The sequence below is a fragment of the Variovorax sp. P1_G12 genome (assembly GCF_056405555.1).
Genome location: NZ_JBFUBW010000001.1, coordinates 171,045 through 194,353 on the forward strand (window position 1 = coordinate 171,045; position 23,309 = coordinate 194,353).

The window sequence follows — 23,309 nt, forward strand, 5'->3', positions numbered from 1 at the left end:
GTTTCGTTGTTGACAGACCTTCTGCTGGCCGGGAGGCGTTTTGAAATCCATTTCCATTGAGGAATCCGTAATGAGCAAAGTTCTCGCAGTCATGATGGCCGGCCTGTTCGCAGCTGGTGCATACGCCCAAGGCACCTCGCAAGAAGCCGCCCCCCAGACTGACACCAAGTCTCAGCAGCGCGCCCAAGAGCGTCGCGCCGACAAGCCGCAAGGTCAAGTGCGTCCCCAAGGTGGCGACACCGCGAACACCGCGGAAGGCAGCGGCGGCCTGACTCAGAACAAGTCGACTGCAGCCGCGCAAAACCGCACCGCCACCCGCGACGATCGCCGCCGCAACAAGGACGGCAGCGTCCGCAAGATGAACCCGCAAGGCGGCACGCCCCAGTAATCGGAATAATCCGAATTCAAATAAGGCGCTCTTCGGAGCGCCTTTTTTTGTCCGGGCGAATAGTCTGCCCAACCTCATTGGGGAAAATCCCACCAAATTCGAGGTAAGCTTTGCTTTCAACGAATCTGCCCGCCTCTGCGGGCATTCTTGTTTGCGCTGCCGTCCCGAAAGTCGACCATGTTCCTGCGTTTTTTCAGTCTTCTCGCGCTATCAGTTTCTTTCACCGCATCTGCGGCGCATGCCCAGGAAGCGCAAAGCCAGCTGCAAAGGGTCCGGATCACCGCCGGGATGTACCAGATCGACGCCCAGGTTGCCCAGACGCCGCGGCAGCGCGAGATCGGGCTCATGTTCCGCAAGGAAATGCCACAGGCCGAAGGCATGGTTTTCGTGTTCGAGCAGCCGGCCACCCAGTGTTTCTGGATGAAGAACACGCTGCTGCCGCTGACCGCGGCCTTCGTCGCCGACGATGGCCGCATCGTGAACCTGGTCGACATGCAGCCGATGAGCGAGGAATCGCACTGCTCGAAGGAACCGGTGCGCTACGTGCTCGAGATGAACCAGGGTTGGTTCGCGAAGAAGAACATCAAGGCTGGCGCCAAGCTCGGCGGCGAGCTGTTCACCCGCCCGCGCTGAGCGATCGTCCGACCCATGAAAAAGCCGACCCTCGGGCCGGCTTTTCGTTGTCGGGGAACCGGGAGTCGGATCAGCCGAAGTTCTTGGCCACGAAGTCCCAGTTCACCAGCTTCGCGAGGAAGGTCTCGACGAACTTGGGGCGCAGGTTGCGGTAGTCGATGTAATAGGCGTGTTCCCAGACGTCCACGGTCAGCAGTGCCTTGTCGGCGGTCGTGAGCGGGGTGCCGGCGGCGCCGGTGTTGACGATGTCGACCGAACCGTCGGCCTTCTTCACCAGCCAGGTCCAGCCCGATCCGAAGTTGCCCACGGCCGACTTCACGAAGGCTTCCTTGAACGCCGCGTAGCTGCCCCACTTGGCGTCGATCGCCTTGGCCAGCGCGCCCGTGGGCTCGCCGCCGCCCGCGGGCTTCATGCAGTTCCAGAAGAAGGTGTGGTTCCAGATCTGGGCTGCGTTGTTGTAGATGCCGCCGCTGGACTTCTTGACGATGTCCTCGAGCGTCATGCTCTCGAACTCGGTGCCCTTCTGCAGGTTGTTCAGGTTCACGACGTAAGCGTTGTGGTGCTTGCCGTAGTGGTACTCCATCGTTTCCTTCGAATACTCGGGCGCCAGCGCGTCCAGTGCGTACGGCAGGGGAGGAAGAACGTGTTCCATGATTTTTTTCTCGCGGGTTGGTTGAGGGAATCGGAGATTCTAGGAAGGATTCGCGGGCAAGGCGTCGGACGTCGCCGCGATGTCCTTGTTGCAGCCGCTATTGCATCACTTTCAGGTCGACCGTGCCGTCGGCGAGCCGGGCCTTGACCTCGTCGCCGGGCGCCAGGCTGGCGGCACTCGTCACCGCATGGCCCTCGGCATCGGTGAGCCAGGCGTAGCCGCGCTGCAGCACCAGCGCGGGATCGAGCAACTGCAGGCGCAGCGCCGCGCGCTCCAGCCGCTCGCGGTGACAGGCGATGGTGGTGCGCAGCCCCAGCGGCGCCCTCGCCTGCAAGGCCTGCCGTGCCTGCGCGAGACGGTCCATCCTGGCGAGCACGGCGTAATGCAGGCGCTGGGCCTGGTGGGCGAGGCCCAGGCGCTGGCGTGCCACCAGCGTCGATGGGCGTCCAAGCCGACCGGTCGCCAGGTCGAGGCGCTGACTCAAGGCATCGACGCGCGTCGCAACGGCCTCCCGCAGCCGCTCTTCGATCAGATCGAGCGCGCCGAGCCACAGCTCGCGCGGCGCGGACACGAGCTCGGCGGCGGCGGTCGGGGTCGGGGCCCGGACGTCGGCGCAGAAGTCGGCGATCGTGAAGTCGGTCTCGTGGCCGACACCGCAGACGACGGGCACCGGACTCTGGACGATCGTGCGCGCCAACGCCTCGTCGTTGAAGGCCCACAGATCCTCGATCGAGCCGCCGCCGCGCACCAGCAAGATGACATCGACCTTCGGTTCCAGTGCGTAGAGCGACTGCAGCGAACGCACGAGCTCTGACGGCGCGCCGTTCCCCTGCACGGCCGCCGGCGCCAGCACGACGGGGATGTGCGGCACCCGGCGCCGCAATGCGGTGACGACGTCGTGGAGCGCCGCCGCACCGAGGGAGGTGACGAGCCCGATCGCGCGCGGCAGGGCCGGCAGCGCCCGCTTGCGTGCCGGGTCGAACAGCCCTTCGGCCTCGAGCCGGGCCTTGCGCTGCATGAACTGTTCGAACAACGCGCCCTGCCCGGCACGCCGCAGGCTTTCAACCACCAGCTGCAAATCGCCGCGCGGCTCGTACACGGCGAGCCGCCCGCGCACCTCGACCTGGTCGCCGTCGCGCGGCGAGAAATCGAGCAGGCTGGCCGCGCGCCGGAACATCGCGCAGCGCAACTGGCCGGCCTCGTCCTTCAGCGAGAAGTAGCAGTGGCCGCTGGCCGCGCGCGAGAAACCCGAGATCTCCCCCCGCACGCTGACCGGGTTGAAGCGCGCATCCAGCGCATCCGCGACCGCCCGGCACAAGGCGCCGACGGCCCAGACTCTCGCGCCGGACGAGGGCGGTTGCCCACGTTCATTCATGCTTTTTCCGGTGTCACGGGCCTGAGTCGTCCACAAGGCAGCCCGATGGGGGCTGTGGTGTTGCGGCGTCTGCACAACAGGCACGGGTTGCCGTGCAAGTCATTGATTTCAAAGAAAAAAGTACTGCTCAAAATTCAATCGATCTGTGGAAAGGCCCGACCCGTGCGGCTTTGGACAGGTTGCTCCGCGTGTTAATCACAAAGTTATCCACATATCCTGTGCGTCGGCGCCTGCCTCGAGAACTCCTCGTGAAGGCACGCCGCCTCGGGAGATAATCGCCGCGCATTTGCAGTCCATGGGCCGGAGGAATACTTGTTTTCCATCATAGTTGCTGCGGGTTGGCCGATCTGGCCGCTGCTCGCCTGTTCGGTGATCGGGATGGCGCTGGTCATCGAACGATTCACCAGTCTCAAGACGTCCAGGGTCCTGCCGCCCAAGCTTCTCGACGAAGCGATCACCGTCTCACGCACCTCGATCCCCGGTCCCGACCTCGTGACCAAGCTGGAACAGAATTCCGGGCTCGGCGAAGTGCTGGCCGCCGGCTTTCGCGCCCTCAACGTCAATCCGCTGGCGAGCGAAGACGATCTGCGGGTCTCGATGGAGTCCGCCGGCCGCGTGGTGGCGCACCGCCTCGAGCGCTATCTGCCCGCGCTCGCGACCATTGCCTCGGCAGCGCCGCTGCTCGGGCTGCTCGGCACCGTGATCGGCATGATCGAGATCTTCGGCTCGCAGTCCCCGGCCAACGGTGCCGTGGGCTCCGGCAATCCGGCGCAACTGGCGCACGGGATCTCGATCGCGCTCTACAACACGGCCTTCGGCCTCATCATCGCCATTCCGGCCTTGATCTTCTGGCGCTACTTCCGCAGCCGGGTCGACGAATACCTGCTGAACCTCGAACTGGCCGGCGAGCGCTTCGCCCGCCACCTGGACACGCTGCGCCGATGAGGATGCATTTCCGTCACGGCTCGCGCGACGAGCCCGAGATCAACCTGATCCCGTTCATCGACGTGCTGCTGGTCGTGCTGATCTTCCTGATGCTCTCGACCACCTACAGCAAGTTCACCGAGATGCAACTGCGCCTGCCGGTGGCCGACGTCGAAGCCCAGCGCGACTATCCGAAGGAGGTGATCGTCGCGGTGTCCGCCGATGGACGCTTCTCGATCAACAAGACCGTGCTGGCGGACCGCAGCGTCGAGACCGTGACGGCCGCGCTGGCCGCCGCCGCCGGCGGTGCCAGGGACAATGTCGTGATCATCAGCGCCGACGCCAGCGCCGCCCACCAATCGGTCATCACCGTGATGGAAGCAGCGCGCCGGGCCGGGCTGATGCAGATCACCTTCGCCACCCAATCGGCCGCGCAGGCGGGGCGCTAGTTGCAGGAGGCCTGGCTGCGGCGCGGCGCTCTGGCGCGCGGGTTGTGGCCGCTGTCGCTGCTCTACGGCGCGCTGGTCGCCCTCCGAAGAACCCTCTACCGGCTGGGCCTGCGGCGCGTCGAGCGCGCCGGCGTGCCGGTGATCGTCGTCGGCAACGTGATCGCCGGCGGCTCCGGCAAGACGCCGGTGGTGATGGCGATCGTCCGGCACCTGGAGGCGCGCGGCATCCGGGCCGGCGTGGTGTCGCGCGGCTACGGCCGGACCACGCAGGACTGCCGCGAGGTGCTGGACGACAGCGATCCGGCGGCGGTCGGCGACGAGCCTGCGCTGATCCGCCGTTCGACCGGGGTGCCGGTCTTCGTCGCCCGGCGCCGCATCGAAGCCGCCCGCGCCCTGCTCGAGCGCCACCCGGCGACCCAGGTGATCGTGAGCGACGACGGCCTGCAACACCTGGCGCTGGCGCGGGACATCGAGATCTGCGTCTTCGACGACCGCGGCGTCGGCAACGGCTGGCTGCTGCCGGCCGGCCCGCTGCGGGAGCCGTGGCCGCGCCGCTGCGACTTCGTCTTGCATACCGGCGAACGGCCGGCATTCGCCGGTTTCACGGCCCGGCGCACTTTGGCGGATCACGCGCTGCGGCGCGATGGCACGCGGGTGCCGCTGGCCTCCCTGGCCGGGCGCAGCCTGGTCGCGGTGGCGGCGATCGCCAAGCCCGAGGCCTTCTTCCAGATGCTGCGCGCGCGCGGCCTGGTGCCGGCGTCCTGCATTGCGCTGCCCGACCATGACGACTTCCGCCATTGGAGCCCGCCCGGCGACGCCGGCCAGGTCCTGCTGTGCACCGAGAAGGACGCCGTGAAGCTGTGGCGCAAGGCACCCGCCGCGCTGGCCGTGCCGCTGGTCTTCGAACCCGAGCCCGGCTTCTTCGCGGCGCTCGACGCAAAGCTATCATCGCGTGATGGACACCAAGCTGCTTGAACTGCTCGTCTGCCCCGTGACCAAGGGGCCGCTGACCTGGAACGCCGAGAAGCAAGAGCTCGCCTCGCGCAGCGCCCGCCTCGCCTACCCCGTGCGCGACGGCATCCCGGTACTGCTCGAAACCGAGGCGCGCACGCTGTCCGACGAAGAGCTGGGGCTTTGAGCGCCGACTTCACCGTCCTGATCCCAGCCCGGCTGGCATCGACGCGGCTGCCCGACAAGCCGCTGGCCGACATCGCCGGCCTGCCGATGGTGGTGCGCGTCGCCCAGCGGGCCGCGCGTTCGGGCGCCGACAGCGTGGTGGTCGCAGCCGACGATGCCCGTATCGTCGACGCCTGCCGTGCGCACGGCGTGCGGGCGCTCCTCACGCGCACCGATCACGCGAGCGGCACCGATCGCCTGGCCGAGGCCTGCACGCAGCTCGGCCTGGCCGACGACGCCATCATCGTCAATGTGCAGGGTGACGAGCCCCTGATCGAACCGGCCCTCATCGACGCCGTGGCCGAGGCGCTGGCGGCGCATCCCGGCGCCGCGATGAGCACCGCGGCACACGCCATCGACTCGCTCGAGGATTTCGTCAATCCGAACGTGGTCAAGACCGTGCTCGATGCCCAAGGGAACGCGCTCTATTTCAGCCGCGCGCCGATCCCGTGGTGGCGCGACGGCTTCGCCGGCACCGGGCCGACATCGCCACTGCCAAGCGCACCCGCGCCGCTGCGCCACATCGGCATCTATGGCTACCGCGCGGGCTTCGTGCGCGGCTTCCCGAGCCTGCCACCGGCGCCGATCGAGGCGATCGAAGCCCTGGAACAGCTGCGCGCCCTGTGGCATGGCCACCGGATCGCCGTGCATGTCAGCGCGCATGCGCCCGGCCCGGGCATCGACACGCCCGAGGATCTGGCACGAGTGCGCGCCCTGTTCGGCGCCTAGAAGCCTCCAGCCTGTGGTCCAGGGTCGGCCCCGGACCCCATGCTATCCTCGAAGCAACTCCGCCTTGCGCCGCTTCGTGGCCGCCGTGGCGCGACAGAAATCAAGAACCTTCGAGGACACCATGAGACTGATTTTGTTGGGCGCCCCCGGGGCAGGGAAAGGCACCCAGGCGGCCTTCATCTGCCAGAAGTACGGCATCCCCCAGATCTCGACCGGCGACATGCTGCGCGCCGCCGTCAAGGCCGGCACGCCGCTCGGGCTGCAGGCCCAGGCCGTCATGGCATCGGGCGCGCTGGTGAGCGACGACCTGATCATCAACCTGGTCAAGGAGCGCATCGCGCTGCCTGACTGCGCCCAGGGCTTTCTCTTCGACGGCTTCCCGCGCACCATTCCGCAGGCCGAGGCCATGCGCGCGGCCGGCGTCAAGCTCGACTACGTGCTCGAGATCGACGTGCCCTTCTCCGACATCATCGAACGCATGAGCGGGCGCCGYTCRCAYCCGGCGTCGGGACGCACCTACCACCTGAAGTTCAATCCGCCGAAGACCGCGGGCAAGGACGACYTCACGGGCGAGGACCTGATCCAGCGCGAGGACGACAAGGAAGARACCGTGCGCAAGCGGCTCGAGGTCTACAGCCAGCAGACGCGTCCGCTGGTCGACTACTACTCGAACTGGGCCAAGGCCGACCCGGCCGCGGCGCCCAAATACCGCGCGATCAGCGGTGTCGGCAGCGTCGACGACATCACTCAGCGCGCGCTCGCCGCCCTGATCAGCTGATCAGGCCGGGCTGGAACGCAGCCCGTAGGCCTTGCCGTCGACGAACAGGTACTCGACCCGCATCACGGCGTCGCCCTTCTCGTCCTTGGTGCCGAAACCGACAGCCGAGACAGGGGTCCCCGGCTGGATCTCGCGCACCTTCCAGGCCTCCATCCGCGTCAGCGGCGCCAGCTCGAGTTCCCACTGACGGTCCTTGCGTCGCGGCACCGTGGCCTTCGCCAGCAGGCCGGGGCCGTCGACCGGGGCGCTCTGCGCCGGCAATTCGCGTTTCGACAGGTCGCCGGGCGTCTTGAGGTCGGGCGGTACTTCGATCACCAGCTCGGCGTGCGGGTTCTGCCAGCGCGCGCTCACCACCTTGCCTTCCAGGTAGAGCGGCCGGTCCTGGTCGAAACTGCTCCATCCGTGGTGGGCCCAGGCGAACGGCATCGCTGCGGGCAGCGCTGCAACGGCGAACATCAGGCTGCGACGTTTCATGCAGGGGGCTCCTTTCGCTCAGTAGGCGATCCAGCGGCCGCAGAACACGACGGCCAGCCAGATCGCAGTGGACGACAACATCTGTACCCGCGCCAGCCAGTCAAGTTTCGCCAGCGAGCGGCGGCCGTGGAACCACAGCGCGTTGCAGCCGGCCACGAGCAACAGCCCCATCTTCACCAGAAACACGCGGTTGGCGAGCAGCTCTGCGGGCTGAGTGGCGAACATCAGAGATCCGCTGGCTGCCGCGAGCGCGAAGCCCGTCAGCGCGATGGTCAGCGACAGCCTGGCCAGCCCCATGATCGGCAAGGCGGCCGCACGGCCGAACACCCGAACCTCGAGCGCCACCAGATTGCCCAGGAGCAGCGCGATGCCGACGATGTGCGCGACCTCGAGCGCCGGATAGGCCCAAGGGATCGTGCGCAGCGCGTCGAGCATGGGGTCAGGCGGCCGGGCCGGCCGCCTGCAGTTCGAGCATCAGCGCGATCCGCGCCTTGACCGGACTCAGCGCCCCGGCGTCGCGCAGCCGCTGGTCGGGTCTCGGCAGGATCCGCCCTTCGGCGCAGCGCGTCGCGCGCACCACCGCCACGCCCTCGGCCTGCGCCCGAAGCGCCGCGGCTTCCAGCGCGTGGTGCAGCGTGCCATTGCCGGTCGCGGCCAGCACGATCCCCTGCACCGGCTCGACGGCGCCGCGCCGGCGCTCCTCGAGCAGCGCATCGACGAGGGTGCCGCGCGCTTCGGCATGGCTCGCGAGGATCTCCACGCGGGGCCAGGTCGCCGCGCCCGCCATGCGATCGAAGACGGCTCGGGCGGCCGGGTCGCCTGCCGGCCAGCACCTGAGCAGGCGCACCGTGCCTTCCTCGACATAGGCCAGCGGGCCGGCATCGCCCGAATCGAAGGCATCGAGCCTGTAGGTATGGACCTTCCGGACCTCGAGGGCGCCGTGAACGGTCCCCGCGCAGACGGCGACCACGCCGCACGCCTGCGGCGTCGCGGCAACGACGATGGCATCGCGCAGGTTCTGTGGTCCGTCGGGTGCAAGGGCGCTGGCCGGCCGCATCGCGCAGGTCAGGACCACCGGCTTCGAAGGCGCCAGCACCGACTGGAGGAAGAACGCGGTTTCCTCCAGCGTGTCGGTCCCGTGCGTGATGACGATGCCCGCCACATCCGGCTCTGCGAGCCAGTGGGCGCAGCGCTGCGCCAGCGTCCGCCAGATGGCGACGCCCATGTCCTTGCTGTCGACCTGCGACACCTGCTCGGCCTCGAGCCCGATGCCAGCAGGAGCGTCGATGCCGTGCAGCAGATCGGCGACGCCGACCTCGCCGGCGGTGTAGCCGATGTTGTCGCTCGCAGTGCCGGCACGCCCGGCGATGGTGCCGCCGGTGCCCAGGACGATCACGCGGCGCTCACGGTTCAGGGAGATGGGGTCCATGGCTTGCCAACTTTTCAAAACTGGTTAAAAATACAGGTACTGGACGTTTAGCCAGTACCCCGTCAGGAGTCACCATGCAGTTCGCAGTCAAGCTTACAGCCCGCCAGCAGCAGATTCTGGATCTGATCCAGAGCGCCATCGCACGCACCGGTGCGCCCCCCACGCGGGCCGAGATCGCCGCCGAACTCGGGTTCAAGTCGGCCAACGCAGCCGAAGAGCATCTCCAGGCGCTGGCGCGCAAGGGTGTCATCGAGCTCGTGAGCGGCACCTCGCGTGGCATCCGGCTCAAGGGCGACGCACTGCGCTCCCTCAACGAATCCCGCAACAACCAGTTCTCGCTCTCCCTGCCGGGCATGGCACAGCTGGCATTGCCGCTGATCGGCCGCGTCGCCGCCGGATCGCCGATCCTCGCCCAGGAACACGTCGACAAGACCTACTACGTCGAGAACACCCTCTTCCAGCGCCAACCCGACTACCTGCTCAAGGTGCGTGGCATGTCCATGCGCGACGCCGGCATCATGGACGGCGACCTGCTGGCGGTCCAGGCCACCAAGGAAGCCCGCAACGGCCAGATCGTCGTGGCGCGGCTGGGAGACGAAGTCACGGTCAAGCGCCTGAAGCGCAACAAGCAGGTCATCGAGCTGCACGCCGAGAACCCCGACTACCCCACGATCGTGGTCCAGCCCGGCGAGCCCTTCGAAATCGAGGGCCTGGCGGTCGGCCTGATCCGCAACACGATGCTGATGTAAGCCGGCCAGTTCCGCGCCTGCGGTCACGCATGCGCATCCGATCCGGCCGCAACAGGTGGCGGGCGTATGGCGCGAAGAGCCATCACCCTGTCGAGGCCGATGAAAGCAATCCTGCCTGTGTTCAACCTCTGATTTTTCTGGAGTTCACATGGGAATCGCTCTCCTCAGCATTGCTGATCTTCTGACGCCGCTGCAGTCGCTGGCCAACCGCTGGATGCCACGGCGCCGTCCGGGCCGCACGATGTCATCGGGCCTGCGCTACGTCGGCGTTCGTCCCAGCTGCGGGCTTCGCCAGGGCGCTCCGGCGGCCGCAGGTGCGCCGGCACGCCCCCTGCGCGTCGTCCGGACGGTCGACGCGCAACAGCCGGGCCGGGCCGCCGGTCGTGTGGTGATCTCGGGCCGCATGGCGGATGTGTGTGCGGAGCTCGACCGCCTGGTGGCGCTGGAGGCCGCCGAGGCCACGCCCCGGCCGGCCCACATGCACTGAGCCCGCCCGCGAGGCGGATGCCGGCGTCGAGCAGGCGCCGGCAATCCGGGCCGATGCAGCAGACAAGTCGAGATACGCCGACACAGCATCCCGGTCGTGCGAGGCACAATGGCACGCCATGAACATTGTGATCCTCGACGACTATCAGGATGCGGTGCGCAAGCTGAGCTGCGCCTCCAAGCTCGACGCCTATGCGGCCAAGGTCTACACCAACACGGTCAAGGGCATTGGCCAACTCTCGGTGCGCCTGAAGGACGCCGATGTGATCGTGTTGATCCGCGAGCGCACCCAGATCTCCAGGCAACTGATCGAGAAGCTGCCCAAGCTCAAGCTGATCTCGCAGACCGGCCGGGTCGGCAGCCATGTCGACGTCAACGCCTGCACCGAGCAGGGCATCGCCGTGGCCGAGGGCTCGGGCTCGCCGCTGGCACCGGCCGAACTGACCTGGGCCCTGATCATGGCCGCGATGCGCCGGCTGCCGCAGTACATCAGCAACCTGAAACATGGCGCCTGGCAGCAGGCGGGCCTCAAATCGGCCTCGATGCCACCGAATTTCGGTCTCGGCTCGGTGCTCAAGGGCAAGACGCTGTGCATCTGGGGCTACGGGCGCATCGGCCAGTTGGTGGCGCGCTACGGCCAGGCATTCGGCATGCAGGTCGTGATCTGGGGCCGCGAACAGAGTTGTGCCAAGGCACGCTCCGACGGCTTCCAGGTCGCGTCCGACCGCGAGACCTTCTTTGCCGCGGCCGACGTGCTGTCGGTGCATCTGCGGCTGACCGACGAGACGCGGGGCCTGGTCACGCTCGAGGATCTCTCGCGCATGAAGCCGACCGCATTGTTCGTCAACACCTCGCGCGCCGAACTGGTCGAGCAGGATGCGCTGCTGGCGGCACTCAACCGCGGCCGGCCCGGGCTGGCGGCGATCGACGTCTTCGAGAGCGAGCCGCCGCTGCAGGGCCATGCGCTGCTGCGGCTCGAGAACTGCATCTGCACGCCGCACATCGGCTACGTCGAGCAGGACAGCTACGAGATGTACTTCGGCCAGGCTTTCGACAACGTCGTCAGCTTCATCAAGGGCAACCCCACCAACATCGTCAACCCCGGCGCGCTGCAGGTCCGCCGTTGAAGCGGCCAGCCCTGCCGGCTGCCCTGTGGGCCCTGCTGGCGGGCAATTTCGTGATCGGCACCGGCGTGATGGTGGTGCCCGGCACGCTCAACGAATTGAGCCAGTCCCTGCAGGTCAGCGCGGCCACGGCGGGCCAGTTGATCACCGCGGGTGCGATCGTGATGTGCCTGGGCGCCCCGCTGCTGGCGGCCGTGGTTGCGGGCTGGGACCGCCGCCTGCTGCTGGCCTGCACCATGCTGTGGTATGCCGCCGGCCACCTGCTGGCGACGCTGATGCCGAGCTTCGGCGGGCTGCTGCTGGTGCGCATGCTGACCGTCGTCGCACCCGCGGTGTTCACCGCGCAGGCGGCCGCCTGCGCCGGCTTGCTGGTGCCACCCGAACAACGTGGCCGCGCCGTCACTTTCGTCTTTCTCGGCTGGTCGATGGCCTCGGTGCTGGGGCTTCCGATCGGTGCGCTGGTGGGTGGCCATTTCGGCTGGCGAGCCGCGTTCGGCCTGATCGCGGTGCTTTCGATCGCCAGTGCGGCCTGGGTCTGGCTCAAGTTGCCTTCGGGCATCCGCCCTGCCGCCCTGTCACGCGAAGCCTGGGGGCGCGTCTTCAGGAGCCCGCTGCTGATGGGCGTGGTCTCGGTGACCGCGCTGCAGGGAGCGGGCCAGTTCGTGCTGTTCAGCTACTTTGCGCCGATCGTTCGGCAGAGCCTGGGCGCCAACGCGACCCAGATGGGACTCATTTGGGCCTGGTTCGGCGTCTGCGGGCTGGTGGGCAACATGGTCGTGAGCCGCTACATCGACCGGATCGGTGCGCCGCGCATGGTTCTGGTCACGACCGTGCTGATCGCGTTGAGCCTGCTGCTGTGGCCGCTGGCGATCACCTTCGCGACGCTGGCGCTGGTCCTGATGCCTTGGGGCCTGGGTTGCTTCGCCACCAATTCGGCCCAGCAGGCGCGGCTGGTCTCGCTGTCGCCGGCGCTCGCGCCAGGCTCGGTGGCGCTGAACAGCTCCGGAATCTACATCGGCCAGGCGGTCGGCGCGGCTGCCGGCGGCTGGCTGCTGGCCCGCGACGCCGTCGCCTGGATGAACTGGGTCGGCCTCTCGACCGTGCTGCTCGCCCTCGCCCTGAGCGTGGCGGTGGACCGTGCGCAGCGCCGCACGCCGGCTTTCAGCGCTTGATGATCGGCCGCGGAGCGATCTCCGCCTCGGTGCTCGGATCGAACAGGTCGAAATCGATCACGTGAGGATCGCTGGAGGGCACCGGCGGCTTCGGCGGCTCGATCGGCGCCGGCATGGTCTCGTAGGCGGTCTTGTCGAAGGCGTCGAGGTCCATCTCGAGATCGGGCCGGAGGTACGGCGGAGCCGTCTCGGCAGGGGCCGCGGACGGCACCTGCACACCCGGATCCAGCACGGTGTCGTCGTGCATGACGTGGTCGATCGAACCATAGATCGAGGGCGGCGGCACCGCCCCTCTCACGGCCGCCGGGGGGGCCTCGACTTCGATCGGGGCGGTCACGGTCGGCGCTCCATCGCGCGCGATGGCGTCGGCGGAGGCATGGGGTTCGAATGCGGCAGGCGAGGCGCTGTCGGGGTCGATCACCTCCTTGGCCACCGAATACAGAAGCAGCAATTCCTGGTAAGCCGTCAGATCAAAGGCGCCGTCATCATGGCTGCCGGGCTTGCGGAACACCAGTTCCTCGATCAAGGCCAGCGTGCCCGGCGCAGGCCACAGGGCCTCGATGCGCGCCAGCGTGCCGCGGTAGTGCTCCAGCCCCTTGCCGGCTTCGGTGAAATGCTCGAACGACGGGACATCGGCATTGAAGGCGTGCTCGAATTCGTCGGCCAGCCGTGCGTAGTCCTCCTTGCGATCGAGCGAATGGAAGATCCGCAGCAGATCGAGATAGGCGAGCGCGCTGGTGCCGGGATTGGCGGCAATGTGCTCGCGCAGCACGGCGACGGCCTGGTCGTGCTGGCCCAGCGAGAGAAAGAAGTCCGACTGCTGCTGGACGTCGAACAGTTCTTCGGTGTTCACCGGTCGCACCGGCGCACCCTCCGCCAGTTGTGCCGGATGGGGCAGCGGCGCGTGCGGGCCGCTGTCGAGGTCGTCGTTCTCGAGCGGCGCGAAAGGCGTCGGGCCGAAGGTCCTGGGAGGGGCCCCGCGTCGGGCCCGCGGCGGGTCCGAATCCAGGTCCATGTCTTCGTCGAGCAGCCCGCCGTGCGGTTGCGGTCGCCGCGCGGCATCGGCGGCTCCCGCCGCGGCCTCGCCCCACCAGGCCGGCGCCGTGGCCCGGCGCGCCAGGCGCCACAGCATGAACATGCCGATCAGCGCCAGCAGCAGCAGAGCAACCAGGGCATAGACCAGCGGATTGGCGTAGCGGGTCTCGCGCGCCTGGGCGAGTTCGCCGCGCAGTTCGAGCAGGGCCCGCTGGTTTTGTGCGGCCTGCTCGCGCAGCGCGGCCAGCGTGGCATCCATGTCCTTCGTGCGCTTGGCCTCGCGTTGCGCTTCCTCGGCGGCAGCGGGATCGAGCGCGCTCCAGAGCGCAGCCGCGGCCGCGCGGCGCACCGGATCGGGGGCATCGGGCAGGTTCAGTTCGGGCGTCGCCTTGAGGCTGCCGCTCAGCGCGGGCGCAGGCTCCCGGGCGTCCACCTGCAGCCGGGACCCGCCTGTAGCGGCCTGCCGCTTGGGCTCGGGAACGGCCACCGGGGGTGCGGCGCGCGGGGTCGCGGGAGCCGCGGCTACCGGCACCACCGCGGTTCGCCTCGGCGCGGGAACGGCATCCGTGGCAGGCGCACGACGCGGCGCCGGCGCCGCATCGGCGGCGGCGGACTGCGCGCGCGGCGCCGATGGGCTGCTGCGCCGCACGGCAGGCGCTCCGACGCCGTCGGATCCCGGCAACCCGCCTTCCCCCGCGGCACGGCGCGCGGGGGCCCGTGGCGCCGGCTGTGTGGGCGCGGGAGCGGCGTCGGAAAAGCTCTGCGGACTGCGCGACATCACCGCTGGCGTCACGGCCCCGACCGGCACATCGGCCAGCAGCACGTAATTGCGCGTGGATTTCACATCGCAGCCGGCCCGCACGTTCACCGTGACCACGGGTTCCTCGATCGGACCGGTGGAGCGAACACGCATTCGGGAGCCGCCAGCAGCCGAGCCCGGCTCGAGCGATACAGTCACACGCCGGTCCGGGATCGCGGCGTCGCCCTGCAGCATCTCGGCCTCGAGACACAGGGAGCCGCCGGCTTCCGCGGCGTCGAGCGAAAGCGGAATCACCACGTCCATCGGCTTGCCGATCCAGACAGCCCCTTGAGGGCGACCGATCGTCAAGGCGGAGGATTCAAGAGCGAGGCTCAAAATGAGCAGGCTCGCCGCACGGCGTGGGAATTGCAAAATGAGCTGGGAATAGCAATCGAAAGTTGACACATTCTGACACGAGGGTCAGGGCGGATCATTCATCAAGAGACAATTATCAAATGACTACTGTGAACTATTCCAACATCGGCGTCATCGGCGCCGGCGCCATGGGCCGAGGCATCGCCCAGATTGCGGCGCAGGCCGGAAGCCGGGTCCTGCTGCTCGACAGCTTCGAAGGTGCCGCGGCCCGCGGACGCGACGCCATCCTCGCCCAGTGGCAGAAGCAGCACGAGAAAGGCAAGCTCGATGCCGACGGCCGGGACGCCCTCGCCGCCCGCGTGCAGGCGGTCGAATCGGTGCAGGCGCTCGCCGGCTGCGACCTGGTCATCGAAGCCGTGGTCGAGGACCTGGAAGTCAAGCGCCAGCTGTTCCGCGAACTCGAAGCCGTGGTCTCGCCCGCGGCGACGCTGGCCACCAACACCTCCTCGCTGTCGGTCACCGCGATCGCGACAGCCCTGAAACTGCCGGGGCGGATGGCCGGTTTTCACTTCTTCAATCCGGTGCCGCTGATGAAGGTAGTCGAGGTGGTGGCCGGCTTCAAGACCGAGCCCGAGGTCTGCCGGCAGTTGGCCGGCTATGCCACGCAGATGGGTCACAGCGCGGTGCAGGCCAAGGACACGCCCGGATTCATCGTCAACCACGCGGGGCGCGGCTATGGCACCGAGGCGCTGCGCATCGCCGGCGAAGGCGTGGCCGACTTCGCGACCATCGACCGCATCCTGCGCGACCAGGCCGGCTTTAGGCTCGGCCCCTTCGAACTGCTGGACCTGACCGCGCTCGACGTCTCGCATCCGGTGATGGAATCGATCTACCGCCAGTACTACGAGGAGCCGCGCTTCCGGCCCAGCGTCATCACGGCGCAGCGGCTGGCCGCGGGTGCGCTGGGCCGCAAGTCGGGCGAGGGCTTTTATCGCTATCCCGATGGCGAAATACAGAAGCCGCCCGAGCCGCCGGTTCCGGTGGTCGGGGCGATGCCGCCGGTCTGGGTCTCGCCGCGCGCGGCCCGGCGCCCCGAACTGCTGCGGCTGGTGCACGCGCTGGGCGCGCAGCTCGAGAGCGGCGCCACGCCATCGGACGCCGCGCTGATCCTGGTCGCGCCGCTCGGCTTCGACGTCACCACGGTGGCCGCGGTGGAACGGCTCGACGCCACCCGCACGGTCGGCATCGACCTGATGGTGGACGACGCAGCCACCAGGCGCCGCGTGCTGGCCACCAATCCGGCCACCCGGCGCGACATGCGCGACGCGGCGCATGCCCTCTTCGCCAGCGACGGCAAGGCCGTCAGCGTGATCCGCGACAGCGGCGGCTTCGTCACCCAGCGCGTGGTGGCGACCATCGTGAACATCGCCTCCGACATGTGCCAGCAGGGCGTCTGCTCGCCGGCCGACCTCGAGCTCGCGGTCCGGCTCGGCCTCGGCTACCCGCAAGGTCCGCTGGCCATGGGGGACCTGTATGGTCCGACCAACATGCTCGAGGTCCTGTTCAACCTGCAGACCGTCTACGGCGATCCGCGCTATCGCCCGAGCCCGTGGCTGCGCCGCCGTGGCGCCCTCGGCCTGAGCCTCACCCACCAGGAAGAGTAAGCACACCATGAGCGCAGAACTGAAAAGCACCAGCGAAGGGGGCACCATGGTGCTCACGATCTCCAATCCCGCGCAGCGCAATGCGCTGGGCCCCGAGATCTACGCCGCCGGCGTCGAGGCGCTCAACGGCGCCGAGAGCAGCCAGGAGATCAAGAGCGTCGTCATCGTCGGCGAAGGCAAGTGGTTCTGTGCCGGCGGCTCGCTGCAGCGGCTGTCGGCGAACCGCGATCGCGAACCCTCGGTGCAGACCGAGAGCATCGAGGCGCTCCACGCCTGGATCGACTCGATCCGCGCCTTTCCGAAGCCGGTCATCGCGGCGGTCGAGGGCGCTGCCGCCGGCGCCGGCTTCTCGGTGGCGCTGGCCTGCGACTTCGTGGTGTCCGCGCGCGATGCGGTGTTTGCCGCCTCCTACAGCAACGTGGGGCTCTCGCCGGACGGCGGAATGAGCTGGCACCTGGCGCGGGCGCTGCCGCGCCAGCTCGCGAGCGAATGGCTGATGCTGGGCGAGCGGCTGGAGCCGGCGCGCCTGCATGCGCTGGGCGTGGTCAACCAGCTCACCGAGAACGGCCAGGCGCTGGCCGCGGCGCTGGCACTGGCCGAAAAGCTCAACGCGCGGGCACCGAACGCGCTGGCCAGCATCAAGGAATTGCTGAGCGACGCGCGCGGCGCGACGCTGGTTGCCCAACTGTCCCAGGAGCGCGACCACTTCGTGCGCAACCTCCATCACGCCAACGCGGGCATCGGCATCGCGGCCTTCCTTGCCAAGGAGACGCCGCGCTACGAATGACCCCGCGTCGCTCTCGTGACACCCCCCTCGCCTTTCAGTCACCGACAGGACAGCCCATGGACGACCCCATTCTTACCATCGAAGAACGTGAAGCGATCAACAGTGGTCGCTGGTTTTCTTCCCTCTCACCCTCACTGCGCCACGACATCCTCCGATGTGCATTCGTCAAACGCTTCAAGGACGGCGAGCTGATCGCCGCTCGCGGAGATCCGCCCGAACAGTGGATCGCCTGCGCGAAGGGCGCGGTGCGCGTGAGCTCGACCGCGGTCTCGGGCAAGCAGGTGACGCTGACCTACGTGGAGCCGGGCATCTGGTTCGGCGACGTGGCGATGTTCGACGGCGATCGGCGCACGCACGATGCGTACGCGCATGGCGATTCCACGATCCTGTGCGTGGCGCGCGCCGATTTCCAGAAGATCCTGTCGAACCACGTCGAGCTCTACGAGGCGCTGATGCGGCTGCAGGCGCGGCGCATCCGGCAGTTGTTCGGCCTGGTCGAGGATCTCAACACCCTGCCCCTGCGCGCGCGGCTGGCCAAGCAACTGATCCATCTGGTTCGCAGCTACGGCGTGCCGAACCTGGCGGACGGCAGCCAGATGCGCATCGGGCTGCACCTGGCGCAGGAGGAACTGGCCCAGTTGCTGGGCGCCTCGCGCCAGCGCGTGAACCAGGAACTCAAGGCCATGGAGCGCGAGGAAGCGATCCGCATCGAACCGGCCGGACTGGTGGTGCTGGACCGTGTCGCCCTGATGCGCATTTCCGAAGCCGACGAACAACAATAGATCTCGAGCCATGACCCAGGACTTCGACAATTTCGTCGGCACGCGTGCCGTCTCGCAACAACACCTCGTCGACATCGAGGCCCTCACCGCCTGGCTCGAGAAGAACCTGGACGGGTTCAAGGGCCCGCTCACGGTCGAGATGTTCAAGGGCGGCCAGTCCAATCCGACCTACAAGCTCGTCACGCCTTCGCAAAGCTACGTGATGCGCGCCAAGCCGGGCCCGGTCGCCAAGCTGCTGCCTTCGGCGCATGCGGTCGAGCGCGAGTTCAAGGTCATGCGCGGCCTGGCAGGCACCGATGTGCCGGTGCCGCGGATGTACTGCCTGTGCGAGGACGAGAGCATCATCGGCCGCGCCTTCTATGTGATGGAATTCATGGCCGGCCGCGTGCTCTGGGATCAGTCCCTGCCCGGCATGGACAATTCCACCCGCGCGGCCATCTACGACGAGATGAACCGCGTCATCGCGGCGCTGCACAGCGTGAAGTTCGCCGAGCGCGGCCTGGCCGACTACGGCAAGCCCGGCAACTATTTCGAGCGCCAGATCGGCCGCTGGAGCAAGCAGTTCGTCGCCTCGGTGACGCAGCCGATCCCCGAGATGGACCGACTGATGGAATGGCTGCCGGCGAATATTCCGGCCAGCGCCCGCGACGAGACGATGAGCTCGATCGTGCACGGCGACTTCCGCCTCGACAACCTGATGTTCCACGCCACCGAGCCGCGCGCCATCGCGGTGCTGGACTGGGAACTGTCGACGCTGGGCCATCCGCTGGCCGACTTCAGCTACCACTGCATGTCGTGGCACATCCCGCAGGGCACCTTCCGTGGCATCGGCGGCGTCGACCTGAAGAGCCTCGGCATCCCGACCGAGAGCGAGTACATCCGGCGCTACTGCGACCGCACGGGCCTGACGACGCCCGAGGCGCTGGCGCCCGACTGGAATTTCTACCTGGCCTACAACCTGTTTCGCATCGCCGCGATCCTGCAGGGCATCGCCAAGCGGGTCGAGGCCGGTACCGCATCGAGCGAGCAAGCCGTGGCCTCGGGCCGCGGGGCCCGGCCGATGGCCGAGATGGCCTGGCAGTTCGCCCAGAAAGCGTGACCCGCGCGGCGGCGCCCCCCAACCCAATTACCCACCTGGAGACGACATGGACTTCGACTACTCGGCCAAAACCAAAGAGCTGCAAAAGCGCGTCAGCGCTTTCATGGACGACCACATCTACCCCGCGGAGGCCGCGTACGCGGCCGAGTTGGCGGCCAACACCGCGGCCGGCAAGCGCTGGACCGCGCTCGACACGGTCGAGAAGGTCAAGGCCAAGGCCAAGGCGCAGGGTCTGTGGAACCTGTTCCTGCCGGTCGACAGCGCCGCCGCCTCGGGCTACGAGGGCGCCGGCCTGACCAACCAGGAATACGCGCCGCTGGCCGAGATCATGGGCCGCGTGCCATGGGCCAGCGAGGCCTTCAACTGCTCGGCGCCTGACACCGGCAACATGGAGACCATCGCGCGCTACGGCTCGGAGGAAATCAAGGCCCGCTGGCTCAAGCCGCTGCTCGAAGGCCAGATCCGCTCGGCCTTCGCGATGACGGAGCCCGATGTGGCCTCCAGCGATGCCACCAACATCTCGACCCGGATCGAACGCCAGGGCGACGAGTACGTCATCAATGGCCGCAAGTGGTGGATCTCGGGCGCGGCCGATCCGCGCTGCAAGGTCTTCATCACCATGGGCAAGTCGGAGCCCGACGCGCCGCGCCATTCGCAGCAGAGCATGGTGATCGTGCCGGCCGACGCCAAGGGCATCAAGATCATCCGCCCTCTCAACGTGATGGGCTATGACGACGCACCGCACGGCCACGTCGAGATGCTGTTCGAGGACGTGCGGGTGCCGGTGGGCAACATCCTGCTCGGCGAGGGCCGCGGCTTCGAGATCGCCCAGGGCCGCCTCGGCCCGGGACGCATCCACCACTGCATGCGCCTGATCGGCCTGGCCGAGCGCGCGCTCGAACTGATGTGCAAGCGCGCCTCCTCGCGCGTGGCCTTCGGCAAGACCGTCGCCTCGCAGACCGTGACGCAGGAACGCATCGCCGAAGCGCGCTGCAAGATCGACATGGCGCGCCTGCTCACGCTCAAGGCCGCCTGGCTGATGGACGTAGCGGGCAACAAGGTCGCCAAGACCGAAATCGCGATGATCAAGGTGGTGGCACCGAACATGGCCTGCCAGGTGATCGACTGGGCGATGCAGGTGCATGGCGGCGGCGGCATGTGCGACGACTTCCCGCTCGCCTACGCCTACGCGGGCGCCCGCACGCTGCGCTTCGCCGACGGCCCGGACGAGGTGCACCGCAACGCGATCGCCAAGTGGGAGTTGGGCAAGTACGCGCCGGCGAAAGCAGGCGACGACGCCATGCCAGTGACAAGGTTCTAGGCTCGCCCCCAGGTTGCCCGCACTTCGTGTCGGGCGCCCACCCCCTACCGGGGGCAACACCAGCGGCCCGGCAAAGCCGGTTCCGCGGTGGCACTGTTGCTCGCCCCCAGGTTGCCCGCACTTCGTGTCGGGCGCCCACCCCCTACCGGGGGCAACACCAGCGGCCCGGCAAAGCCGGTTCCGCGGTGTTTCACCAACAGGCCTGGCGTTCGCCGGCCGACCCGTCGGTCGGGATCAGATCTTCTTTTGCAGGAAGAGCGCCGAGCCGAAGGCCGGATCCAGCTGGTAGCTGGCGAAGCCCTCGCGCTCGTAGGCCCGCAACGCGCTGCGATTGCCCGACAGCACCTCGAGCGTGAGCTTGCAGGCGCCGCGGGCGCGGGCCTCGGCCTCGACGCGCGCCAGCATGCGTTGCGCGACCCTTTGACCGCGGTGGCTGGCCAGCACGACCACGTCGTGCACATTGACCAGCGGCCGGCAGGCGAAGGTCGAGAAGCCCTCGATGCAGTTGACCAGCCCGACCGGCTGCGCGCCGTCGTAGGCCAGCACGCTGAAAGCCTGGGGTCGGGCCGCCAGGGCCTCGGGCAGGCCAGCCAGTACTTCCGGCGCCAGCGCCGCGCCGCCGCCGGCCGGGTCGCGCGCATAGGCGTCCAGCAGGGACACCACCGCGTGCGCATGCACGGGGTCCCGGTAGTCGGCCAGCACCAGGTCGATGGCAGGGGCGAGATTCGGGCTCGAGCTCATGCCACTCGCGCCTCAGGCCGGCTTCAAGGTGGCGGCGATACGGCTCGCCCAGGCCTCGGCCTGCACCGCATCGCGCGCCTCGACCATCACGCGCAACAGCGGCTCGGTGCCGCTGGCGCGGATCAGCACACGGCCGGTGTCGCCGAGCGCGGCCTCCGCGCGTTCGCTTTCGGCCGCCAGCGCGGCGTTGGCCTTCCAGTCCTGCCCCTCGGCCAGACGGACATTGATGAGGGTCTGCGGAAACAGGGTGACGCCGGCCAGCAGCTCATCCACGCGCCGGCCGCTGCGCACGCAGGCCTGCAGCACCTGGAGCGCGCTCACGATGCCGTCGCCGGTCGTGTGGCGGTCGAGCGCGAGCAGGTGGCCCGAGCCCTCGCCACCGAGCAGCCAGCGACGCTTCTCGAGCTCTTCGAGCACATAGCGGTCGCCCACCTTGGCCCGCACGAACTCGATGCCCTGCTCCTTCAGTGCCACCTCGATCGCCTTGTTGGTCATCAGCGTACCGACCACGCCCGCAGGTTTCTCGCCGCGCGCGATGCGCTCCCTCACCATCAGGTAGAGCAGCTCGTCGCCGTTGAAGAGGCGCCCGCTGGCATCCACCAGCTGCAGCCGATCGGCATCGCCATCGAGCGCGATGCCGTAGTGCGCGCCCTGCGCCCGCACCGCATCGATCAGTGCCTGCGGGTGGGTGGCGCCGAAGCCCTTGTTGATGTTGAGCCCGTCGGGCGCGCAGCCGATGCTCACCACGTCAGCGCCCAGTTCATGGAACACCTGTGGCGCCACCTGGTAGGCAGCGCCATGGGCGCCGTCGACCACCAGCTTCAGGCCGCGCAGCGTGAGGTCGTAGGCGAAGGTGCTCTTGCAGAATTCGGTGTAGCGCCCGGGCGCGTCATTGAGCCTGCGCGCCTTGCCGAGCTGGGCCGAGTCGGCCCAGGCGGGCGCTTCCTCGAGCGCCGCCTCGACCGCCAGTTCCCACTCGTCGCTGAGCTTGGTGCCCTGGGCGCTGAAGAACTTGATGCCGTTGTCGGGAAAGGCGTTGTGGCTGGCGCTGATCACCACGCCCAGGCTGGCGCGCTGCGCGCGCGTCAGGTAGGCGACACCGGGCGTGGGCAGTGGCCCGAGCAACACCACGTCGACGCCGGCCGAATTGAATCCGGACTCGAGCGCCGACTCGAGCATGTAGCCCGAGATGCGCGTGTCCTTGCCAATCAGCACCGTGGGACGCGCCTCGGTCTTCTTGAGCACGCGGCCGACCGCATGAGCGAGTCGCAGCACGAAATCCGGCGTGATCGGCGGTTGGCCCACCGTGCCGCGGATGCCATCGGTGCCGAAATATCTTCTCGTCATTGCTGTTGATCCTCTGTTTGTTGTTCCTGCCTCATCGCCCGCCATACGGCCAGCGCGGCGACGGTCTCGCGCACATCGTGCACGCGCACGATCGCGGCGCCCCGTTCGACCGCCATCAGGGCTGCGGCCACGCTGGGCACCATGCGTTCGCTCGCCCGCTCGATGCCGGTCACCGCGCCGAGCGAGGACTTGCGCGACCAGCCGGCCAGCAGGGGCCAGCCCGCGACAAGCAACTCCCGCTGACGCTCCAGCAGTGCGAAATTCTGTTCGACGGTCTTGCCGAAGCCGATGCCCGGGTCGAGCACGATGCGCGATGCGTCGACCTTCAGCGCCAGCAAGGCCTCGGCCTGCTGCTCGAGAAAGGCGCGTACCACGGGGACCACGTCGCCTTCCATCGGCGTCGCTTGCATCGTCTGCGGATCGCGGTGCATGTGCATCAGGCAGATTCCGCAGGCGGGATGCGCCGCCACCGCCTGCATCGCGCCAGGCTGCCGCAGCGCCCAGACGTCGTTGACGATGTCGGCGCCCAGCGCCAGCACCGCACGCATCACTTCGGGCTTGTAGGTGTCGACCGAGACCGGCACCCGCAGCGTCAGCGCTTCGCGCACCACCGGCAGCACCCGCGCCAACTCGGCGTCGAGCGGCACCGCCGGACTGCCGGGCCGGGTCGACTCGCCGCCGATGTCCAGGATGTCGGCGCCCTCCTCGACCAGCCGAATGCAGTGCGCGACTGCGGCCTGGGTCGATGCGTGCGCACCGCCGTCGGAAAAGGAATCGGGCGTGACGTTGACGATACCCATCACCTGCGGCCGTGCCAGATCGATGGCGAAGCGCGCGGTGCGCCAGACGCCTCGGCTCATTGGGCAGGCTCCGTGCTGCGC

The 23,309-nt window shown here is 68.4% G+C and carries 26 protein-coding genes; 17 read left to right on the top strand and 9 right to left on the bottom strand.

What is annotated here, in order from left to right:
- The first annotated feature begins 40 nt into the window (after positions 1-40).
- Both AC1D2O_RS00860 and AC1D2O_RS00865 read left to right on the top strand, forming a co-directional pair.
- Positions 41-388 (top strand): cell envelope biogenesis protein TolA, encoded by a 348-nt coding sequence (locus AC1D2O_RS00860; RefSeq protein WP_478089062.1) that lies wholly within the window; start codon positions 41-43, stop codon positions 386-388.
- 177 nt (positions 389-565) lie between these two features.
- Positions 566-1,021, top strand: a complete 456-nt coding sequence (locus AC1D2O_RS00865; protein ID WP_478089061.1) for a DUF192 domain-containing protein — start codon at positions 566-568, stop codon at positions 1,019-1,021.
- Between the two features lie 70 nt (positions 1,022-1,091).
- Here AC1D2O_RS00865 and AC1D2O_RS00870 read toward each other — a convergent pair whose 3' ends face one another.
- Positions 1,092-1,673 carry a superoxide dismutase gene (locus tag AC1D2O_RS00870; protein WP_478089060.1) on the bottom strand — a complete coding sequence of 194 codons (582 nt, stop codon included), beginning with the start codon at positions 1,671-1,673 and terminating at the stop codon, positions 1,092-1,094.
- Between the two features lie 97 nt (positions 1,674-1,770).
- Complete coding sequence (xseA, locus tag AC1D2O_RS00875) at positions 1,771-3,048, bottom strand: exodeoxyribonuclease VII large subunit (RefSeq protein WP_478155970.1); 1,278 nt, start codon at positions 3,046-3,048, stop codon at positions 1,771-1,773.
- Between the two features lie 312 nt (positions 3,049-3,360).
- On the opposite strand from xseA, the gene AC1D2O_RS00880 reads away from it, so the two are divergent.
- From AC1D2O_RS00880 to adk, 6 genes are all read left to right on the top strand, one after another.
- Complete coding sequence (locus AC1D2O_RS00880; protein ID WP_478093544.1) at positions 3,361-3,993, top strand: MotA/TolQ/ExbB proton channel family protein; 633 nt, start codon at positions 3,361-3,363, stop codon at positions 3,991-3,993.
- Between the two features lie 2 nt (positions 3,994-3,995).
- Positions 3,996-4,421 carry an ExbD/TolR family protein gene (locus tag AC1D2O_RS00885; RefSeq protein ID WP_478156080.1) on the top strand — a complete coding sequence of 142 codons (426 nt, stop codon included), beginning with the start codon at positions 3,996-3,998 and terminating at the stop codon, positions 4,419-4,421.
- Positions 4,422-5,396 (top strand): tetraacyldisaccharide 4'-kinase, encoded by a 975-nt coding sequence (lpxK, locus tag AC1D2O_RS00890; protein ID WP_478093543.1) that lies wholly within the window; start codon positions 4,422-4,424, stop codon positions 5,394-5,396. It abuts the gene before it with no gap.
- On the top strand, positions 5,377-5,559 hold the full coding sequence (locus AC1D2O_RS00895; protein WP_093107755.1) for a Trm112 family protein: 183 nt from the start codon (positions 5,377-5,379) through the stop codon (positions 5,557-5,559). Before lpxK ends, AC1D2O_RS00895 begins: the two co-directional genes overlap by 20 nt.
- On the top strand, positions 5,556-6,326 hold the full coding sequence (kdsB, locus tag AC1D2O_RS00900; protein WP_478093541.1) for a 3-deoxy-manno-octulosonate cytidylyltransferase: 771 nt from the start codon (positions 5,556-5,558) through the stop codon (positions 6,324-6,326). The genes AC1D2O_RS00895 and kdsB overlap by 4 nt, the downstream gene beginning before the upstream one ends.
- A gap of 121 nt (positions 6,327-6,447) precedes the next feature.
- Entirely contained in the window at positions 6,448-7,104 is a 657-nt protein-coding gene (adk, locus tag AC1D2O_RS00905) for an adenylate kinase (RefSeq protein WP_478155971.1), read from the top strand.
- Here the strand turns inward: adk and AC1D2O_RS00910 are convergent, their stop codons facing one another.
- The 3 genes from AC1D2O_RS00910 to AC1D2O_RS00920 are packed head-to-tail and all read right to left on the bottom strand — an operon-like array spanning position 7,105 to position 9,007.
- The gene (locus AC1D2O_RS00910; RefSeq protein ID WP_478094582.1) at positions 7,105-7,578 is read right to left on the bottom strand and encodes a DUF6152 family protein; all 474 of its coding nucleotides are present in this window, start codon (positions 7,576-7,578) and stop codon (positions 7,105-7,107) included.
- Positions 7,579-7,596: 18 nt separating this feature from the next.
- Complete coding sequence (locus AC1D2O_RS00915) at positions 7,597-8,013, bottom strand: hypothetical protein (RefSeq protein WP_478094584.1); 417 nt, start codon at positions 8,011-8,013, stop codon at positions 7,597-7,599.
- A 4-nt stretch (positions 8,014-8,017) separates the two neighbouring features.
- Positions 8,018-9,007, bottom strand: a complete 990-nt coding sequence (locus tag AC1D2O_RS00920) for an asparaginase (protein ID WP_478155973.1) — start codon at positions 9,005-9,007, stop codon at positions 8,018-8,020.
- Positions 9,008-9,081: 74 nt separating this feature from the next.
- On the opposite strand from AC1D2O_RS00920, the gene lexA reads away from it, so the two are divergent.
- The 4 genes from lexA (at position 9,082) to AC1D2O_RS00940 (ending at position 12,538) form a co-directional block, all read left to right on the top strand.
- The gene (lexA, locus tag AC1D2O_RS00925; protein ID WP_478093332.1) at positions 9,082-9,756 is read left to right on the top strand and encodes a transcriptional repressor LexA; all 675 of its coding nucleotides are present in this window, start codon (positions 9,082-9,084) and stop codon (positions 9,754-9,756) included.
- 148 nt (positions 9,757-9,904) lie between these two features.
- Positions 9,905-10,243 carry a hypothetical protein gene (locus tag AC1D2O_RS00930; RefSeq protein ID WP_478093334.1) on the top strand — a complete coding sequence of 113 codons (339 nt, stop codon included), beginning with the start codon at positions 9,905-9,907 and terminating at the stop codon, positions 10,241-10,243.
- Between the two features lie 118 nt (positions 10,244-10,361).
- Positions 10,362-11,369 (top strand): D-2-hydroxyacid dehydrogenase family protein, encoded by a 1,008-nt coding sequence (locus tag AC1D2O_RS00935; RefSeq protein WP_478093336.1) that lies wholly within the window; start codon positions 10,362-10,364, stop codon positions 11,367-11,369.
- Positions 11,366-12,538, top strand: a complete 1,173-nt coding sequence (locus AC1D2O_RS00940; protein WP_478155975.1) for an MFS transporter — start codon at positions 11,366-11,368, stop codon at positions 12,536-12,538. The genes AC1D2O_RS00935 and AC1D2O_RS00940 overlap by 4 nt, the downstream gene beginning before the upstream one ends.
- Here AC1D2O_RS00940 and AC1D2O_RS00945 read toward each other — a convergent pair.
- Positions 12,528-14,681: a hypothetical protein gene (locus tag AC1D2O_RS00945; protein ID WP_478155976.1), complete on the bottom strand. Its 2,154-nt coding sequence runs from the start codon at positions 14,679-14,681 to the stop codon at positions 12,528-12,530. The genes AC1D2O_RS00940 and AC1D2O_RS00945 overlap by 11 nt on opposite strands.
- 89 nt (positions 14,682-14,770) lie before the next feature.
- On the opposite strand from AC1D2O_RS00945, the gene AC1D2O_RS00950 reads away from it, so the two are divergent.
- From AC1D2O_RS00950 to AC1D2O_RS00970, 5 genes are read left to right on the top strand one after another with little or no spacing between them, the layout of a single operon-like run.
- The gene (locus tag AC1D2O_RS00950) at positions 14,771-16,351 is read left to right on the top strand and encodes a 3-hydroxyacyl-CoA dehydrogenase (protein ID WP_478155978.1); all 1,581 of its coding nucleotides are present in this window, start codon (positions 14,771-14,773) and stop codon (positions 16,349-16,351) included.
- Between the two features lie 7 nt (positions 16,352-16,358).
- The gene (locus AC1D2O_RS00955; RefSeq protein ID WP_478155980.1) at positions 16,359-17,138 is read left to right on the top strand and encodes an oxepin-CoA hydrolase, alternative type; all 780 of its coding nucleotides are present in this window, start codon (positions 16,359-16,361) and stop codon (positions 17,136-17,138) included.
- 56 nt (positions 17,139-17,194) lie between these two features.
- Entirely contained in the window at positions 17,195-17,920 is a 726-nt protein-coding gene (locus tag AC1D2O_RS00960; protein WP_478155982.1) for a Crp/Fnr family transcriptional regulator, read from the top strand.
- 10 nt (positions 17,921-17,930) lie between these two features.
- Positions 17,931-19,019, top strand: coding sequence for a phosphotransferase (locus tag AC1D2O_RS00965; RefSeq protein ID WP_478093314.1), 1,089 nt, complete (start codon positions 17,931-17,933; stop codon positions 19,017-19,019).
- 46 nt (positions 19,020-19,065) lie between these two features.
- On the top strand, positions 19,066-20,340 hold the full coding sequence (locus AC1D2O_RS00970; protein WP_478093312.1) for an acyl-CoA dehydrogenase family protein: 1,275 nt from the start codon (positions 19,066-19,068) through the stop codon (positions 20,338-20,340).
- Between the two features lie 234 nt (positions 20,341-20,574).
- Here AC1D2O_RS00970 and AC1D2O_RS00975 read toward each other — a convergent pair whose 3' ends face one another.
- Genes AC1D2O_RS00975 through folP form a run of 3 tightly spaced genes read right to left on the bottom strand, consistent with a single transcriptional unit; the run spans position 20,575 to position 23,288 of the window.
- Positions 20,575-21,081, bottom strand: coding sequence for a GNAT family N-acetyltransferase (locus AC1D2O_RS00975; protein ID WP_478093310.1), 507 nt, complete (start codon positions 21,079-21,081; stop codon positions 20,575-20,577).
- Positions 21,082-21,093: 12 nt separating this feature from the next.
- On the bottom strand, positions 21,094-22,428 hold the full coding sequence (gene glmM / locus AC1D2O_RS00980; protein WP_478155984.1) for a phosphoglucosamine mutase: 1,335 nt from the start codon (positions 22,426-22,428) through the stop codon (positions 21,094-21,096).
- On the bottom strand, positions 22,425-23,288 hold the full coding sequence (folP, locus tag AC1D2O_RS00985) for a dihydropteroate synthase (RefSeq protein ID WP_478094711.1): 864 nt from the start codon (positions 23,286-23,288) through the stop codon (positions 22,425-22,427). Before folP ends, glmM begins: the two co-directional genes overlap by 4 nt.
- Positions 23,289-23,309: the final 21 nt, after the last annotated feature.